Source organism: Brevibacillus sp. BC25, from assembly GCF_000282075.1.
GTDB lineage: Bacteria > Bacillota > Bacilli > Brevibacillales > Brevibacillaceae > Brevibacillus.
In genome coordinates, this window is the sequence record NZ_AKIX01000114.1 from 13,472 (window position 1) to 31,655 (window position 18,184).

The window sequence follows — 18,184 nt, forward strand, 5'->3', positions numbered from 1 at the left end:
ACTATTGCTCCTGTCCGTCGTCTTCGATGCGAATGCAGCCTCCATATACGCACATGTTCGTGCTGGTGTTTAACAGGGCGGGATGATTTTCCACGAGTACATCTGCTTTGCCTTCGATCCAGGGCATAGTGACCATGGGAATGCATGGCATCGGCTTCAGTACACCGTTGTTGGCAGCAGTAGCAGTGGCGACGGTTGGATTTTTCTCGCATTTGCATTTGCCAAACGGCATGATGTTTACTTGCGGCATATAGTCATTCACGTTCATTTGTGCCTGGTTGCGAATGTACACGCCATGACTAAACGGCGTTTTCAGCTTGTTCTTCTGGCTCCCGTTGTCGCACGAGAGAATCGCTCCTGCCACGACGTAGCTTTTCTTCGGAGCCGACGAAGGTACAACATCGACATCTTCAATCATGGGCATGACTCATTCTCCTCCCTGCTTGCTCTGCCTTTTTCAAGCGGATACCGAAAAAGTCCCTGCGCAGCAAAGCTTCCGCCAGCCGCAAATCAATGATGATATACGGTTCACGAATCCCTTCGATTTGAAAAATCGTATGACGCCCAATCCTTTCTGGATCGAGAACCAGCCTTTTGAGTGAGCCGTCCCTGTGAAACTCGCTTTGCTCTGACAAACAGTTCACGCGCGGCAGGATCATCAGCCAGTACAAATCCTGCTTGATCCGCTCCCTGTCTACCAGCACGACGGATTTGACGAATAGCTTCGGCGCGAACTTGTGGATGATTGTCTTTAACCGATTGGAATAGAGCGGGATCGGCCTGTCGAGAAAATCCAGGTAGTCATTTTCTTTCTTTTGCTTAACGTCGAACTGGATGACGGCCTCGTCCAACTCGTCCTGATAATCCGGGGTGAGCCACTCCTGCTGAATGACGTCAAAAACGTTAGTTGGCTCTACCGCACTTGCGATTCGCTCGTCCTGTGACAAGATGAAATAATTCATACCTGACTCCCCTCTCGCCAAACGACATGTCGCTCCTGAAGCTCATCCAACAGAATGGACTCCCTGGCCTCCTGCGAGAATACGGCTCTCTCCAGAAGCGCTCCGCTAAAATTCGCGCCGGTCAAAATCGCATCTGTAAAGTCTGCGCCGCGCAGATCGGCCCCAGTAAAATCAGTCCCGGTCAAGTCCGCCCCGACGAACAAGACTCCATCAAAACCGGGCATCTCCCACGCATCTGGTTCCAAAAGCCCCCTTGGCCCGGATGCTTCACGAAAGCTCGCGCCTAGCAGATTCGCTCCGGTAAAATCCGCTCCGTGAATGAGACTGTCGCCGAAATCAACCGCTTTTAGCTGGGCACGATGCCATCTCGTTCCGACCAAAACACTTTCGCGAAGGGTTGCTTTCATTAACTGACTGTCAGAGAAGTCCGAATAACGAAGATCAAGACCATCGAATTGCCCTTGTCCCAGATCGAGGCCAGCCAAAACCTTGTAGCCGTATTCCAGCTCTTGCTTCTCCTCCAGCCAAGCACGGATCATCTCGGAATCTTTGTGGCGAGTGTCCAGACAGTACACGATCTCGCTTTGATCCAGATATTCTCCGACACGCACCTCCAGCTCCGGCTCCTTGTCCACCTGTTGAAAGACTTCCAGCTGAACAGCCTGCACCATGGCATAACGGATCAGGTGAACGACATATTGATGAAACTTCTCTGCCTCTACGAGCTTGATCCGCTCGATATCGGGAAGTCTTACGTGTCCGGCATACGCTCTGGCAGCCTCGTTCCATTCCTCTGCGAGCCGATCCAAAAAGTGGTACGCCCAGCTCGCATCATAGCTGGTTTGACACTCCACCGGATCGAAAAACCAACTGCTGTCCGTAGCTTCCAGCAAATAATGACTGCTTCCAAGAAGAAGCTCCGTCCGCAGCATGGAATAGGTCAAGTACGCAAGCTTGCCCTTCGTCCCTTGCTCCTGCTTATCAACCACTCGCCGGCATATTGCTTCAAAGGAACGAAGAAATTCTTTTGCGAGCCTTTCTTTATTCGCCTGATAGTAAGCATCCAAGGCATGCAGGCTGGCGATGGTTCTCTTCGGCACCTCGTGCTCCTTGAAATGCTGCAAGGCTTCCTCTCTCTCCATGCCAATCCCCCCTTCTTCTCACCGTTTTTGCATACACCAAACACACGGTTACCCGCGTGGCAACCATGTGTGTCAATTGGTTTTGAGCTCCTGCCCGACGATGCTTGTGTTTCCGTCCATCTTGATGTTGCTCTCTTTGCAGGTGAGACTGATCTCCTCTTTCGCCGAGATAATCACCTTCGTGGCAGAGTCCATCAAAATGTCCTTTTCGGAGACAACCTTGATATTTTTCTTGCTGAAAATCTGGATGCCGTCCGCGTCGGTCATGCGAATGAGGATTTCCCCGTCCTTTGCGCTAAGCAATACCTCCGACGGGCTGAACATCAGTTCTTTTCCGTTGGCTGTACGGAAGTATTTGATATCAGGATTCCCGAGCTTGTTCGTTTCGCCCTCGTCTGAATTTTTCCGGACAGAGCTGATCGCAATCCCGTCACTTTCCTTGTTGCTCGGAAAATAGACGCGGACGTAGTCATCGAGCTCAGGCATGCAATACCAACCGCTGTTTCCTTCGGCTGTATAAACCGAAGAGTACGGGAACCAGTGCGCTTCGCTCTTGCTCTGGGTCTCATCGATATCGAGGTGGATTTTGACGTTGTCTTTTGAGACCTCAATGACTTTCCCCTGCACCGATGCCCCTACAATGAGCGAATTGTGGAGCGGCTTTTGGCTCATTCCTTTTTTGGACGCGAGCAAATACTTGTGCTTGAGCAAGCCTTTCTTCATCTCGGTATGGGCCTCATACACATACAGGCTCTTCCCTTTGAAATCAACACCGTTGCCCAAATCGAGCACGCGATCCGTCTCTACCTCGTAAAAGATGTAATCATTTTCATCCACACCCTTGACCCCGTTTTCCGAGGAATGGCGGTATTCATTCAAATTTTTACGCACCCGATAGTGAAAATCGTCCAGCTTGCCTTTCGATGCACCCTCTGGCACACCAAAGCTGAACTTTGGCTTTTCAAAAACGGATGCTGGCATCAGTCCAGTTTGAAAACGCGAAGCAAGCCGCTTGAGAAATTGCCAATCCGTCTCCTGATACTGCATGGTAAAAGAGCCCAGCTTCCCGCCATTGGAAGCCATGTCCATAATGTCCATGCCTGGGTATTCTCCTGCGATTGTTTTCAAAAGGGCACCGTAGGTCATGGCTTTGTTTTGAAACGAACGGCTCTTGCGCTTCACGTCGAGATTGTACGTAGGCGAGACGGCTTCGACGTACAAATAATAAACATCTCGTACTGCCTTGATACCTATCTCCAGAACGATCCCAGCAAAAAGCGGCGTGGCGTTGCCTTCGTTATCCACCTGACTGATTTCGATCGGGGTCTGTGCTTCCGTCATTTCTACATAGCTGTCCTTCAATTCTTCTGGTACGATCCCCGTAAATGTCAGGTGGGCATGCTCATTGATCTTTTTCGTAATCGTCAGTTCTACCAGATGCGTCAATTGATAAGGAGAGATTTGCAAATTGTTGTAGGCAATGACAGGAAGACTCATATTTTCCCTTCTCCCTTCCCATTTTCATCCGAATTAGTGGATACGAGCGACAAGGAATCCATGATCCCCCAGCCTACCGGCTTCCAATCTGACAGCTCCTGCTCCGTGCAATTGAACGTGCAGAGAAGAGCGCGTCCCTGTAGGGAGACAAAGCTGATCAGGTTGTAAATGTCCGTATCCAATGCGGGCGCAACAAACTCGAAAAATCCGACGCTGGTCCCCGCAATCTCACGTATTCCTTCCTCCTGCCAACGGGCGAGCGGCTGTGTCCTCCGCAAAACCTGCTTCATGACATCCATGAAGGCCTTCAGCTGTGCAGGAGAATCGATCAGCTTGCTTTCGGTATAGGTAAACGCCAGGTTAATTGACGCTGTTTCGTTCGTAAAAATCAGTGAAGGCCTACGTTCCGATGGATACTTCAGAGCAGCTACTTCTGGACTCATGATGGAAAATGTCTTTGGGAGTCTAATCTGTACGAGATCGTCGAGGACGCGCTTGTCCTCCATGGGAATTCTCTCTTCACCGACTGTAATAAATGATTTGTTCACCACATCCAGTCGGTTTTTGCCCTTTGGACCAAAACGTATTGCTGCTGGCTGTGCATCCTCACCGGAAAGCTCATTCAACATGCCGATAATGCTTTCATCCATGCGCGCCATTTCCATTCACCATCCTCTCGTTAATCAACAATAACCCGCTGACGCCCGCCTGTTTTCCACTCCGTTTTTGAGGACTTTCCGCCACTTTTGGCGTCATCCAATATGCGTGCGAGGTATTTGAGAATCTGTAGATTCGTGTACTCGCGGTAACCAGTCCCCAGTCTGTTGCCTATATAATGAAGAATGAGTCCCCGCTCTACTCTGTCCGCATTCAAGCACTGCATGGCAAAGGCGAGATCATATGGGTGATTGGTGACAGTCTTCAGCATTTCATTGGCAAAATACCGCAGGATGTAAGGAGCAAGTGTTGGCTCGTTTCTCCCGGCATGTTCGACATGCACGATATTCCACGTATTGAATTCGGTCGCCATATCGGCTAAATCCTGATAATCACCGCGAAGCCTTGCCCCTTGCTTGAGCTTGAAGCGCCCCAACTCCCTTTCATCAGAGCGTGACTCTATCTCCTGATCGAGAATATACGACGTCTCGTAAACGTAGTAGTCAGTCAGCGAAGTCTCCTCATGAAAGCGAATCTTGAGGACCGTCTCCATACCTGTGGCCTCATAAGGGACACGCTCTTCACGGTCGAACAAGTAAATCCGTCCTTGATGCTTGACGATTCCTCTGCTTACAGTGAGGTGCCCTTCGCCTATCGTTATATCCATCCCGGAAATAATGCCGTCTGTATAATCCTGAAAGTATAAATCTACAAAATGTCGCGGGTAATCACGCAGATTTTCAAGCATCTCTCGCTTGAGAATTCGCCCTTTATGAAAATTGGGATAGAGATGGGAAAACACCGCTCTGTTCCCCCTTCCTGTTCATTTAAGCTGCCTGGTTATTTGGTTATTTGATCATTTCATCCCGTCAAAGAAATCCAGCTCGGACAAGTCACTCTCAAAAGCAAAGAAAACCTTTTTCCCCAAAACAAGCTGTTCATTCAGACGAGCTACTGGCACGACATGGAATCCCCACTCGCTACCGCTCGCAAAAACGAAGTATTTCGACTCGCCATTTTGAATCGAGTCAGTCTCATCCTGCGGGATATGTGTACCGTACTTGCTCGCGATGTCCTCATACAACACGGTTTTGTATTGGGCAGGATCATCCATGTACAAGTACCGTTGGCGCAGCTGGCCGTCATTTTCCTTGAGATAAAATTCAACCTCGCTCACGCCGTAGGGACGTGAGATAGAGCCATGCACGAGACTCAGCTTTTCCTGACTGTGAATAAGCACTCTCTCTTGCTTGTTATGAGTGAAGGCAGTAACGGAATACGGGACGATCGGCGCATGATTCGTAATGTTCGCTTCAATGAAGCCTGCCTTTTTGGCACTTTGATAGCGCAGTGCTCCACGTAAGCAAGACAGCTTCAGGTCTGGCACCTTGCCCGCATCCTCCGACTTTTGCCGGAACTCGATACTGCGTCCAGGGACGAACTCTTTGAGCGCTTCACGGAAAACATCAATCCGGCACGACTGCCCGGTCAGCTTGATGATCGAGAAGTCAGCCAGCCTTCCCTGCTGGTAAAAATCGTCCAAGAAGTCGCGCAAAATCTCGTAAATATCCGCCTTGATCAGGTGATTGATCTCTTTGGCGTTGAAGACGACATCAGGAAAATCAAACACATCCCGGAAGCGACCATCCTCCCGTATCGACAACACCCATCGCTCGACTGCCGTCAGCTTTAGATCAGGCTCTTGACGATTTTCCGTATCGGATGTGAAGCGATTGCGTAGAATGCCGGTCTGACGGAAAAACTCTTTTTTCATGTGGTCAGCGAGGTCCCACAAAAAGTGAAAATTGTTGCGGACACGCTGATACTCGTCCCGGCTCTTGTTTTCGTACTCCTTGTAGCGAGTCGGCAAAATCGCCTCGGCTTCCCGATATCTCGCCTCGAAGCGTTCATAGAGTGAGTCGACGCCATATTCATCCACGTACCGGAATATTTCCGATCCGGGGATGTCGATGATCTGGTCGATGTCGATCAGTTGCCGCCCTTTTCCGTAATAGTCCGCAAAGACGATTTTCATAAATTGCATGATGCGATACGTAATGTTGTTACCGCCAAAATTGGTGTCGCCGTTTTCATAGGTCGTATCAATATCGATGCGATAGGAGATATGTCCGTCCTCGATCCGGAAATGGCAGGATGACAGATCGGTCGTTCCTCCACCGCAATCGATGACGAGCGCTTGATATGTCTCACCGTCCAGAAAGCTGTTTTTGTCAATTTGATCCGCAATCGTGTTAAACAGGACGGCCATTCCTTCATCGAGGGCGTGCTCTGATTCGATGCGATACTCAGGTAAAATCTCGGTGAACATCTCAAGAAACTGCGTTTTCAGCTTAACCGGACTCGTGATATGCAGATGACGAAAGCGGCATTTGAATTGATGCTCGGCCATTTGAATGACGTGAAGAAGGTATTGGCGCAGGATGTCGCTTCGTTTCACAGTCGCGGTATTCCCTTGGCTGTCCATGACCTCTTCGATCTTGTGATAGCTGTTCACCCAGCGCTTGATGCCTTGAAACACGGTCGCGTTTGTGCTGTATCCGTTCTTTTTCATGTGCCGAAGTGCTTCATAACCGATGTGAAAACGAACGTCATGTGGAGAGGAGCAATCCGCTACACTGACAGCCGTCGGCAGCACCTCGATCCATTCCTCGTTTTTTTGCGTGGTATCGGGGAAAGAGACGTAATTGATCGCATTCATGCGTATGCGTCCATTCAACAAGTCGTTGCTAGAAGGGGAGCTGATATACTGATGGTCGAGAAAAGCACCCGCTGTCGTCGAGGAGGTACCAAAATCAATCGCGAGAACGGCATCTGTTTCTTCCAATTCCCTAATCTCGAGGTCAGTCACTGGTACTTTGTAGTAGTGGAGATTGACAGGCGGCAATGGATGGTCCTGGTGATACGCCTTGTACAAATACTCCGAATCCTGTTTGCGAAAAAAGAGCAGGCTGTAGTTTTGATTGACGGTTTTTCTCAACTGAGCATCTTGGTGAGCGTGCAGCGTAAAATGCCCCGCTCTCCTATCGTCTTTTTCTTTGTGCAGATGCAGAATGCCACATAGCTCCATATGGTCATTCACCAGAAGCACATTGGATTCGGACAAGCCCTGGGAGGATTCGACGCGATAGTTGTCCAGCCTGTCAATGGCGAGACCCATGTACAAGCACATCTTCGCTGGAATTTTGATCGTATCTACACCTGGCATCGGGGTGTTTAAATATTTGTGGAGTACGGCTTCGAGGCGTTCAACACCCCCTGGAACAGCACGCTCAATCAGGAGGTTTTCTTCTGCGCCGCGAAAACGCAGAATCGTGTGCAGCAGTCCCTCCCGATCGAGATTGTTCACGACAGAGCCGACTAGCTTTTCCTTGTAACATATATTGCGTAGCTGAAAGGTCGTCATCTCCATCAGCTCGTCCTGTGTGTAGGTCGCTTCGCCTGGATGATTGCGTTGATTTCCATCCCCGCTGCCTTTTTGGAGATGAAGCTTATATGAATAGGTAGTCATCCCAACTCTCCTCTCTCCCGACCTTCGTTGGGGTCAATCGGTCAAAAACCTTTAGTACAGTGCAACACTGTCGATTTGCATCGTTTCCTCAACATCCAAAATGCCGAAATGATTTCGCCAATAAATCTCTGTATGGAACCGAACCGGCAAAAAAATATCCTTGATTAAAGCGAGCTTGGCATGTGCGGTTTCACTCTCCGACTGCCCGACGTAAATCAGTAGCTCATCTTTTTCTTCACAATTAGCGTAAATGGTAGAGTGGGAGAAAATTTTGCGCATCGTATCCTTGAGCAGGTACACTGCTTCACCGGTCTCATACAAGCGCAAAATATTGCCTGCGATAATCTCTCGCTCCTCTTTGGTAAAAAGCCGGATATTTTCCTGTACTCGACTGCCGAACAACCCCGCTTCCAAGTCGCGCAATACAAAGCGGATGTGGTATTCACGCTTGTTCATCCCTTGCGACAGATCGATCTCGGCCAGCAAATGGATGATGATATCAAACAAGGTATGCCGAAGCTCTGCATCGTCCGAGTAATTGGCATCAAAAAGGTCACGGAAAATATCGTCGAAACGGTAGTACGGATTCACTTCTACTGTCTTGTCCACCGTTTTGGCGTTGATGGCCTCATGACTCAGCTCCATGTAGGGCGAATACACTTTGGCCGCTTTGAACTGGATGTCTTTATTGGCGATCCCGGCGCGTTTTGCACGAATAACCAAATCCCAGATGTAATTCAAGCCCATTCTCCTTCACACTTGTATTCCGGAAAATACATCTGAACCTCGGAGACGAGGAAGCTCATCATATCTTGGAGAATAAAGCTGTTCGCCCCGCGTCTCCGAAAGCCGAGAGCCATGATCTTCTTGTCGTTTTCTACACGAACGTTATCGCTAATGAACGGATTCAATCCGTACGTAGCGGGAGGCCGATTGGTTTTATCCCGGATCTCGACATTCACTAGCTCCAGCTGCTCAGCGGCCTCAAAGGAATGGACGATTCGGATAATTTCTCCTTTGGCTCGTACGGTCATCGCCTGCTTCCGTGCATAGCTCCCAACAAAGCTGTTTTTCCGTCGATTGGATACTAATTCGTAATCGAGTCTTCCGATGCGGGTCGTGACAGGCTGTGTAATTTTGCATACATTCCAAACTCCCGACTTCTCCTGAGGTGAGACGATCGTCAGCTCTTCCGGTGACCGCTTGATGTAGCGAATCAGCTCCTCATCTCCATCCACCAAATATCCGTGCTCACTGCCTGTCTTGCGCAACGACAGGACATGCTCAAAATTCACCCGGTCAATGGCAGGTACGGGAAAGCCGATGTTTTTTAAAGCCAAACGCTCGATGTTCCACAACGGGATAACGTCCAGCTTTTTGTAAGGCTCCCACTCATCGAGGGTAATCGACATTTCCAGTATCTCTTCGTCTTCTGTAAACGTGCCCTCACAGGCAACCAGAATGACATCGAAAAACTTGCTAGCGTAAGGGTGATTCACCGTTTTCCACGGCATCCCGTTCTTTTGAAACATGTTGTACAGCTTTTCCAGCTCATCCATATACACACGGCTTTGTTGGAGGCGCACCTCGATTGGATAGTGATTGCCTCCCGTATTCAGCCGACCTTTGAAGGTTCGCTTGCTCATCATCAGCGCCTGTATCTTGTCGTACTCACACTCTAAAAAGATCGTCATCATGACCGCTTCTTCCTGGTTGCTGAGCTTGACCGCTAACTCTTTGCGATCACATATCTTCTTTTCCTCATCGCCAGGGATCATCGGGTACAAATACTCGTGGATCGGGTCAAAGTCATCGCGATGGCAGAGGGTCACGTAGATGTCATGCTTATCTTCCTTGTCCTCGATCTCGGTAAAAACACGCTCCTCCAGCTTCTTCTGCATCTCCTCCTGATACTCGACCAGGTTGAGGAAGACACCGTTCATGATCTGCTTGAGCAACCTGCGCTGCTCCAGCTCCTCCATTTTGTTCAAACGATCCAGTACGATCTCTTTCATGGCGTTTTCGCTGCCTCCTCCTGTGTCGGATTGGCTGTAGCTGGTGGATTAGCTTGCGGTGGCTGAACTGGCTGAGTCGCCGGAGCTGTCCCGGCAGGTGGAACTGCTTGATTAGTCGGCACTACTTGGTGCACCGGAACTGGTTGGTACGTTGGAGCCACCGGATTGACTGGGACTGTCTGGTTAACCGGCGCAGTTTGGTTAATCGGTGCCGTCTGGTTTACCGGGGCCGTCTGATTTACAGGAGCCGTCTGATTTACCGGTGCCGTTTGATTCACCGGAACTGCCGGAGGTTGACTCGCAGCACTCGTCCCTTGCACAGGTGGCTGGCCTGCTGGCGGAACAGCAGGAGGATTCAGCTTCTCCTCTGCCTTTGTCACCTTGCGTTCCACCGCCAAAACTTTTTCCAGCACGCCAATCTCCTGATAAATTTCCTGCGCCATCGTATACGATTGGATCGCTCCCTCGAAGTCTTGCGCCGCATAGCTCTCGTCGCCTTGCTTCTCCAGCTTGTCGCCATCGAGCGTCTTCTTTTCCTTATCGATACCAGTCTTTTTGGAAGCTACCTCGTCCAGCTTGGTGCGAAGCTCCTTTTCTCCTGTTACAAAGGACGTTTCCAACGCCAGCTTGCGCGCCTTTTGGTAATAGGCTTCTGCACCAGCGTAATCTTGCGCCTCAAACAAGAGATCGCCTTCCTTTTTCCACTGCATGACGAGCACATACGATTGTGTCTTTTCTTTCTTCTCCAAAATTTCAGGTTCGTTAAAATCATCGCGCCCTTTCATTTCTTTGAGCGCCTTGTCGTACTTCTCCAATGCTTTGGCGTACTGCTCATCTTTTACAGCCGTATCTCCATCCACGATCAACTGTGTAATACGGATTTTTTTCACCAAGAGAGCGGCCTGAATTTTGTTTTTGACGATATTTGCAGCATTTCGGGCATCGCTGTACGCCTTGAGTGCCTTCGGATAATCGCTCTCCGCAATGAAAGCGTCTCCGGCTGTTTCATGCTCGAACATCCCTGTCGCAGCATCCGCGATGCGCTCCGCTTCCTTCATCTTGAACAGCAGAGCCCCGCCTCCAGCCAAGGCAAGCACGAGAAGGATGAGTGCCACCCGTTTGATAATCCGCCATTTTTTTTGCGGGTCTGTCTTGAATATTTTGTTCGCAAAAATAGCGGCTGCCGTGTAGTTTTGAACGACATGCTCTTGCTTGCTCAAAAGCACGTCTTCCAGCGTATCGATCCAGGTTTCAGGATCTTTCGCCTCTTGAAGCCCGTCCTGCATCTCGGCCGGATTCACCTTCTCCCACAGACCAGGGGTGGCAAGCAGAAAAACATCACCGTCATATAGCGGGAGCTTCTTGGAGATAAACGGGCGAAATTCATTGGGCGTCCCCAAATAACTCAAGAGATTATGGCGCTCTTCGTGCTGATCAAGCGCGTCCTCTGCGATTTCCTCCCCATCCACCATCTGTTGGGCAAGACTCTGATCCTTGCTCTGCCATTGCAGTCTGCCATTGCGAAACTGATACAGCCGGGTGTTACCAGCGACCCCGTACCTCACTCTGGCATAATCCGTAACGATTACGGTCAGGCTCGCCTTTAGTCTGACGCGATGGCTCTCAGCTTGTAGGACACGATGGGCCTCCTGCAAATAGCGGCGAATGCGATAACGCGAAATGGACGGCTTCTGCAAAAAGTAGCCCAGAACGCTTTTGGCCGCCAACTCCGCACTTTCTACTTCCTGATCGTTGTCTAATCCGCGGGCGATTACCCAGCACGCGATATCATCCAGCTCGGCGAAGGCAAAGTAATCCTTGTTGCGAACGAAGCTGCCTGATTCGGATAGAAACCCGGTAATGAATTCACTGTTGTCCTTTCTCATTCGTACTACCCGCTCCCCCGTTACCAGCCTTTTTCCAGGATGAGAATGGTTGCGTTGTCCTGATTGGCTTTTTGCTTGCTTTCCACCGCTTCAATGATTTGGTCAGCCGCGTCATGGGCAGCGATTTTTTGGAACAAAATCTGCTCCAGCTCCATCTCGGTTAACGTATCGTAGACACCGTCACTACAGAGAATGACCTTGTCTCCCTTCTCAAGCGGAAACGGCTCACGGCCAATTTCGATATTTTGAAAACTCTCGTAGCCCAAGTAGTTGATCAGCTGTTTTTTCTGCGGATGCTCCAACGCCTCGTCCTTCGTAATCTCACCGGACAGAAAACGAGCCTCCAGCACAGACTCATAAATGTCTTTTTGATTGATCGGGATGAATTCTCCGTTCCGGAAAACGGTGATGATACTGTCTCCAACCGCCCCCCAATACAGCTTGTCCTCTACGATTACGCCAGCGACCAGCGTTGTTCCACCCCGACTTCCTCTCAGCGTCTGCAAAATCTCCGAATTGGCAAGGGAAGCAGCCCGTGAAAAGAAGAGGGACATATGCTTCGGATTGTCCAGCTTTGTAAACTCACGGATAAATGTAGTCACGGCAAGCGTTGAAGCAAGTCTGCCGTTAGCCAGTCCACTGATTCCATCAGCCAAGACTGCAATCGTCCCATGAGACGATGTTGCCGTAGAAAAGTAATCATCCTGCTCTTCTCGTCTGCCGATCGTCTGTCCATTTCCGATCTGGATGACAGGATTCTTTTCTTGCCGGATCAAAGCTGCACGTAGACGAAACAAAAGAGTAATGGCAATGATCACGCCAAGGACGACCAGATACGGGATTGCGCCCTGTTGAAACATGCTCATCATTCCTTGCCTTTGTTGGAGTTGTCCCACTCGAAGTGAACACCGCACAGCGGGATGAAAATAAAGGTACTCTTTCCGAGCTGGAGCACATCGTACGCAGTGAGCTCAACTGGTGTGTACACCGCTTCATTGTTATGATAGGCAAGTCCCGACGCATCACCCGGGAGCAAGTAAAAGTTGCGTTTTTTCGGATCGTAGACAATCACCGCATGATTGCGGCGAGAGATCGTGTTGTCTCCGACGATTCGGATATGCATATCCTCTGCGCGACCGATGAAGTTCTTCTCCGCCATAATGCGGTAATCTTGACCTTGTTGCGGCCCCTCAATACATACCAGCCATCCGGTAACAGGCTCAATTCCTTCTGTTTCCCCCAGGTACGGCATCGTCTTATCATCGTCTGCCACTCTCGCTGGTGCTTTGTTTTCCGGTTTCGCCCCTGGCTCAACGACCATACTGCAATAAGGGCAGGTGCTTCCGTGTTTTCTGGTGCTAAACATGTGACCATTCGCGCATCTTGTCAAACTCATTCTTCTGCTCCCCCGTTTCGTTCCGTGCAAGGACGATATGTATGTGTGTAAAAGCGATGTTTACCCCGTTGTTATTTCAGCAACAAGCGGGTATTAGCTATGTAAATGACGTCGCCAGCCTTAACTTTATGCGGCTGTTCAATCTCCAACTTACTCTTGTCGCGTTTGTTCGGCTGCTTGATGCCTGTGCCGTTTTTGGAATGAATATCCTCGATAAACCAGTCCCCAGACGCTTGATTCAGAACCGCATGCTGCTTGCTGATCAAGGCGGCGTATTCCGCGTCCGCCAAGTCGATGTCGACCTCGTTTTGCGTGGAGCTTTTACCGATCAAAAGGGATGTCTCCCCTTGGATGAACCACTCCTTCACGCTCTCTCCCTCTTCATCTAATAGAACCAGTTTGGTGACGCCATCCTCTTTCTTTGGCTCCGGTTCGTCGGGGCTTCCGAATTTGACGATAATGACCCCGAATAAAAAGAGTCCGAAGGAAATTCCTGTAATTATTTTCAGAGCGTTGCTGTCCGTATAACCAAAGACATAAATGAGTGCACTAATCACAAGAATGGAAATCAGCAGCTCTATGAGCTTCACTCTGATGGACTTTTGGTACCTTTTTTTCTTCGCCACATCTTTCCCCCCAATCAACTACCTATGTATGCTCGTGATCAAAAGACGAATTTTTGAACTTCCTTGTAAGAAAAATGCTCCGAGCTTTGGGCGAATGGTGTATGTATGGACATCCATCCAAAGACAGGAGCAGGTTGCTACTACCTCTATGTCATGAAAGAGCTGTCATCCAAGCCCGATTTTTCCATTTTATTTTTTCTTCATGCGGAAAAACTGTTCAAACATATCTGTCGTATCCAGTGGATTTTTCTTTTCGGATTTCATGGTGTTTGGATTAATCTCGCCTGTCTTCGGATGAAAACCAAAAAATCGTTCAAAGGTGCTCCCCAAATCCTCGAAGTTCACACCCGTTGCATTCTGTGCTTGCTGTTTGCTTTGCCCTTGTTTTGTGCTGCTTTTATGGCTGGTCTGCTGTTGTTTCTTTTGCTGAAAAGCTTCGTAGCGTGCGTCGTACGCCTCGCGCAAGGCTGGGTCCTGCAATGTCTGATAGGCCTCGGTAATTTCTTTAAAGATTCGCTCTGACTCACTGCTCCCGGCATTGACATCCGGATGATGCTGCTTTGCCAGTTGACGGTATGCTTTTTTGATGTCATTCGTGGAAGCCTGTTTGGTTAGCCCCAGAATCTCGTAATAATTTTTCATTCTCGCACCCTCTGTCTGGCAATAATTTTGGTTATTTTGTAGAGCCGTACCTCGAACACGGCTTTCGAGATACGGCTCTTCCTACCTTACTTCTCTCAAAACCTAAACAGCGTAGCCGCCTTCGATTTTGGTGAGTTCGGTTTTGTCTTTCTTTTGCTTGATGAAGATGCTGAATGTTCCTACACCCTCGGTATCACCGAAGCTCTCGTTGTAATCTACTACGAATGCGTTCGGGAAGTAGATTTTGCGGATCACTTGATCAGCAGCAATTACTTCCAATGTTACTTTGCGGTAGCAATCCGCTTTTTCTGCTGGTACCAAAGACCAGAGAGCCAGCTTCATGGTGTCATCCGCACTGTCACCATCTGTTGCAGTGATGATTTTGCCAGTCAGTTTCAGTGTTGCACCCACATCTGTGGAGCGCGCGTTGGAATCGTCTGGCGTGTCAGTGTCATACTTTACTGTCTGAATGTTGTCCATGCCCAGCTCAATTGTTTCAGAACCTTCTACTTTGAGTCGAAAACCCATGAATAAAACCTCCTTGAAATGAAATCTTGCTCTCGAATTACCTGATTGGCTTCGAGGCTTATGTGTAAGGGTGCGTTTTGGGAAACACACCTCTAACCACCTGCGTAATGTGTCAAAAAGTTTCATAAACAGCTCTCCAGGGGATCAATGCTATGCTTTGACCGGAGTCGTTCCTTTGGTGATGGTGACCTCCAGGTTTTTCACATTGCCGTTGAACACCAGATCGATATGGCACAGATTGCTCTTATCATCGATGATGTAGCTCATGTCATCACCATCGTGAATGATGGAGTTCACGAAGCCGCGTGTGCCCAGCCATTTGCTTTTTTGGCTGCTCGGATTGTTACTGAAGAACTTCACGATGTTATCGTGTTTGAAATCACCCGTCTGGAAGCGGAGAATCCGCTCGATATAGGTGCTGACCAGTGTTTTGTAGATGGAATCAAAGCCGTCCTCTGCCATGGCGAGGCTGCGTGCCTTGTACACTGTAATGCGTTTTATATCTTTGCCTTGGATTTGTGCATTTTCCGAAGAGAAGACGAATCCAAAGTTTTTGCGGTTGATGGAATCTTTGATGTTGTTGGTGAAGCCGGAGATTTCTTTGGCCATTGTGGTGATAGCGCGCAGTCCATTTTCACCTGCTTCGATGTCAAAGCGCACACCTGGATATTCGCGGCTAACCACTTTGAATGTTTCGCGCAAGTACTCTGGGCACTGGTACGCTGCCACGACACCAGCAGCTACATAGCTGGCACCGACATAAACACCCTCGATCCACAGCTTCAGGATGTCTTCTTTTTCCTGAGACAGCTTCACGCCGTCTTCGGTTTGCAGCATTCTGCTGTCGATGACAACTCCTGATTTATCTTTCGGAATAATCGTGAAGTTCGGAATGCACGGGATCGCGAATTCGCTGAATTCTTTGCGCACCAGGATTCCGCACTTGTCGATGTATTTATCAATGCCCGCTGTCGCCATGCTGTTGAAGGTCGTTTCTTCACCTGTACTGAAGCTGAAGAACACTTGTACCTTGAAGTCCTTGACGACTTGGAGCAGCATGGTGAGCGATTCCATCGTATTGCCGTCCTGCTTGACGACTTTTTCGTTCCCACGGAAACGCTCGCGAGTAACTTGTGCTTTTCCCGCGGAATCCATATCAACCGATGGAACGATTCCGAACCAGATCGTATCCGTGAAGTCGTTTTTCGCGTTGACCGTGTTCAGATAAGTCTCCAGACGTGGAATGTTGCTGCTTTTCACGAGCATGTCGAGCTTCGTATTCGTGATCAGCATAGCTGGCTGCATGCCTTTGTTCTTGGTCACGTACTGATCGAAGAACATCTTCACGCCCAAAATTTTCTCGACCAAAGGCTTCACCGTTTTTACGAAGTCGTCCTTGGCGTTTTTGTAAAACTCCAGATACGTATTGTAGTTCTGTACTTCTGTCTCAATGTTGACTTCGGTATGTACCGCCGGCAGCGGGCAGAATGTGCGCACCACGAGATCTTTTACATAGGAGGATGGCGTCTCTGTGATCGACTCGTAATCCTCTTCGAAAACGTTCATCAATCCGTTTCCACTGTTTTCATCGAGAACCATCAGCTCGCGGCTGTCACTCTTCGGTGCCTCGATGATCTTCAATTCTCCGTCTTCCCCAATCGTCAGCATCCCGATCTGAATCGCTTCGGATTGGTTCTCCTCTTGTGCGCCGCCCAAGAGCAGTCGTGTTTTGATATCTTCAATCGCCAGCGGCAGCATTGCCATGACGTTGTTGTAGTTTTTGCTGGCATCCTCGAACATCGTGTTCAGCTTGTCACCGAGATCGAGCTTCTTCGGATCGCCATCATCGAGCTTTTCGTAATGACCGTACAAGTAGTGAATCTCTTTGCGCACCTGACGGATGTCATCCATCACTTTTTTCGGGGAAATCATATCGAGCAAATTCTCGAATTTGAAATCCACGTTGGTGATACCTTGGCTACGCTTCGTATCAATCAGGGTAAACAGCATTTTCAAAAAGTCGTTGCTCTGATCGATCTTGATCTCAGAAATCGCATCCTCTGCAATTCCGTCAGGCTTTTTCAAGGTGTACATCACTTTTTGGTTCGCTGCATTGTAGAACGAATACACACTCGGTGAGAACTTGTCCAAAAACTCATCGAAGCTACGCACGAGGAGATGCTCGTTGATCTCCTTGATCTTGTCGTCGCTGAGACTGTCGATGCCTTTTACATCTCCAACAATGGTGATCAGGTCCAATTTTTCCGGGTTGATCTCTTCGAACAGCATGGTTCGGTTGGTCTGGTTAATAATGTCCATAAATGGCCCCTTTCTGTCGTCTACATAACCACTTAGTCCTACTTGAAAGATGATGAGTCCTACTCCACGAATGATGATACAAATCGTGACATTTATACCAAAAACAAACAAAAAAATCTTGCCTCTAAATTAAACTTTGCCCGCATTATTTGTCAACATTCCGCGGATTGTGACAAATTCCCTATGCCCACGCGACCATTCTCAGTATTTAGACCCATTTTATTCCACAAATATTCCTTTTCTTGGATTTCCGTTTTATGCTGAAGACACCGAGTCTCCTTTCCTAGGTCTTCGAAAAAATAGGGATAAGCCTCGCCTTGTCCACTCTCTTACTAGGAAAGAAGCACAAGGACTGATAGATAATTCTCCCTAGTTGCCGCTGGGGAGTATTATGCATTCACCTCATATTTACAAAAATAGGTGTTATTAACTTTTATATACATCGGCAACAGGAAACCGATCTTTTATACGAACAAACATTTATAGGTAAATCGTCCCATTTTAGTAAGTCATGAACTTTTTAAAACTTTTTTCAGAAAAAAGGTGAATGTATGTACAAAAATCGTCAGTCAACCCTCTCTCTGCCGCCACTTTTTCGACTGGTGGTCATCGGACTGCTCCTTCCCATGCTCTTCTTGTCCGCCCCTCTTACTGCGGGGGCAAATGGAACAGCAGATGCGGGAGTAGACGCGGTCTTTGTCGTTGATACGAGTAATTCCATGAACAAAACAGACCCTGGCAAAACAGCCGCAGAGGTCATGAGTATGTTCATTGATATGAGCGAAGCCACGCGTACCCGCATTGGCTTTGTCGCTTATAATGATCGGATTGTACAAGCTCAGTCTCCAGCGAGCATCGCCGAAGCAAGGAATCGGGAACAGCTCAAGCGAACCATTCAAGGGTTGCGTTACTCTGGGTATTCGGATTTGGGGCTCGGTTTGCGCAGAGGGGCAGAGATGATTGAAAAAGCAAAGGACCCGGCTCG

The 18,184-nt window shown here is 48.9% G+C and carries 17 protein-coding genes; 1 reads left to right on the forward strand and 16 read right to left on the reverse strand.

The annotated features are described in order from the left end of the window. Position 1: 1 nt before the first annotated feature. The 16 genes from PMI05_RS25225 to PMI05_RS25300 form a co-directional block, all read right to left on the reverse strand. Positions 2–424: a DUF4280 domain-containing protein gene (locus tag PMI05_RS25225; protein ID WP_007728077.1), complete on the reverse strand. Its 423-nt coding sequence runs from the start codon at positions 422–424 to the stop codon at positions 2–4. Next, positions 411–962 (reverse strand): imm11 family protein, encoded by a 552-nt coding sequence (locus PMI05_RS25230; RefSeq protein ID WP_007728079.1) that lies wholly within the window; start codon positions 960–962, stop codon positions 411–413. The genes PMI05_RS25225 and PMI05_RS25230 overlap by 14 nt, the downstream gene beginning before the upstream one ends. After that, entirely contained in the window at positions 959–2,104 is a 1,146-nt protein-coding gene (locus PMI05_RS25235; RefSeq protein ID WP_007728081.1) for a pentapeptide repeat-containing protein, read from the reverse strand. The genes PMI05_RS25230 and PMI05_RS25235 overlap by 4 nt, the downstream gene beginning before the upstream one ends. A 72-nt stretch (positions 2,105–2,176) precedes the next feature. Beyond that, positions 2,177–3,601 (reverse strand): contractile injection system protein, VgrG/Pvc8 family, encoded by a 1,425-nt coding sequence (locus PMI05_RS25240; RefSeq protein WP_007728082.1) that lies wholly within the window; start codon positions 3,599–3,601, stop codon positions 2,177–2,179. Beyond that, positions 3,598–4,266 (reverse strand): hypothetical protein, encoded by a 669-nt coding sequence (locus tag PMI05_RS25245; protein ID WP_007728083.1) that lies wholly within the window; start codon positions 4,264–4,266, stop codon positions 3,598–3,600. Before PMI05_RS25245 ends, PMI05_RS25240 begins: the two co-directional genes overlap by 4 nt. A gap of 14 nt (positions 4,267–4,280) precedes the next feature. Continuing rightward, entirely contained in the window at positions 4,281–5,060 is a 780-nt protein-coding gene (locus tag PMI05_RS25250; protein ID WP_007728084.1) for a hypothetical protein, read from the reverse strand. A gap of 54 nt (positions 5,061–5,114) precedes the next feature. Next, positions 5,115–7,787 carry a hypothetical protein gene (locus tag PMI05_RS25255; protein ID WP_007728085.1) on the reverse strand — a complete coding sequence of 891 codons (2,673 nt, stop codon included), beginning with the start codon at positions 7,785–7,787 and terminating at the stop codon, positions 5,115–5,117. Positions 7,788–7,838: 51 nt separating this feature from the next. Next, positions 7,839–8,534, reverse strand: a complete 696-nt coding sequence (locus PMI05_RS25260) for a hypothetical protein (protein WP_039961353.1) — start codon at positions 8,532–8,534, stop codon at positions 7,839–7,841. After that, positions 8,525–9,802 (reverse strand): hypothetical protein, encoded by a 1,278-nt coding sequence (locus PMI05_RS25265; RefSeq protein WP_007728087.1) that lies wholly within the window; start codon positions 9,800–9,802, stop codon positions 8,525–8,527. Before PMI05_RS25265 ends, PMI05_RS25260 begins: the two co-directional genes overlap by 10 nt. Then, positions 9,799–11,688 carry a PP2C family serine/threonine-protein phosphatase gene (locus PMI05_RS25270; RefSeq protein WP_007728088.1) on the reverse strand — a complete coding sequence of 630 codons (1,890 nt, stop codon included), beginning with the start codon at positions 11,686–11,688 and terminating at the stop codon, positions 9,799–9,801. The genes PMI05_RS25265 and PMI05_RS25270 overlap by 4 nt, the downstream gene beginning before the upstream one ends. A 20-nt stretch (positions 11,689–11,708) precedes the next feature. Beyond that, complete coding sequence (locus PMI05_RS25275; RefSeq protein ID WP_007728090.1) at positions 11,709–12,548, reverse strand: PP2C family serine/threonine-protein phosphatase; 840 nt, start codon at positions 12,546–12,548, stop codon at positions 11,709–11,711. A 5-nt stretch (positions 12,549–12,553) separates the two neighbouring features. Then, the gene (locus PMI05_RS25280) at positions 12,554–13,084 is read right to left on the reverse strand and encodes an FHA domain-containing protein (RefSeq protein ID WP_007728092.1); all 531 of its coding nucleotides are present in this window, start codon (positions 13,082–13,084) and stop codon (positions 12,554–12,556) included. Positions 13,085–13,155: 71 nt separating this feature from the next. After that, positions 13,156–13,710, reverse strand: coding sequence for an FHA domain-containing protein (locus PMI05_RS25285; RefSeq protein ID WP_007728094.1), 555 nt, complete (start codon positions 13,708–13,710; stop codon positions 13,156–13,158). 189 nt (positions 13,711–13,899) lie between these two features. Continuing rightward, positions 13,900–14,352, reverse strand: a complete 453-nt coding sequence (locus PMI05_RS25290; protein WP_007728096.1) for a J domain-containing protein — start codon at positions 14,350–14,352, stop codon at positions 13,900–13,902. Positions 14,353–14,454: 102 nt separating this feature from the next. Further along, positions 14,455–14,880 (reverse strand): hypothetical protein, encoded by a 426-nt coding sequence (locus PMI05_RS25295; protein WP_007728098.1) that lies wholly within the window; start codon positions 14,878–14,880, stop codon positions 14,455–14,457. A 150-nt stretch (positions 14,881–15,030) separates the two neighbouring features. Further along, on the reverse strand, positions 15,031–17,199 hold the full coding sequence (locus PMI05_RS25300; RefSeq protein WP_039961360.1) for a hypothetical protein: 2,169 nt from the start codon (positions 17,197–17,199) through the stop codon (positions 15,031–15,033). Between the two features lie 551 nt (positions 17,200–17,750). On the opposite strand from PMI05_RS25300, the gene PMI05_RS25305 reads away from it, so the two are divergent. Beyond that, on the forward strand, positions 17,751–18,184 hold a 434-nt coding region (locus tag PMI05_RS25305; RefSeq protein WP_007728102.1), incomplete at its 3' end, for a VWA domain-containing protein.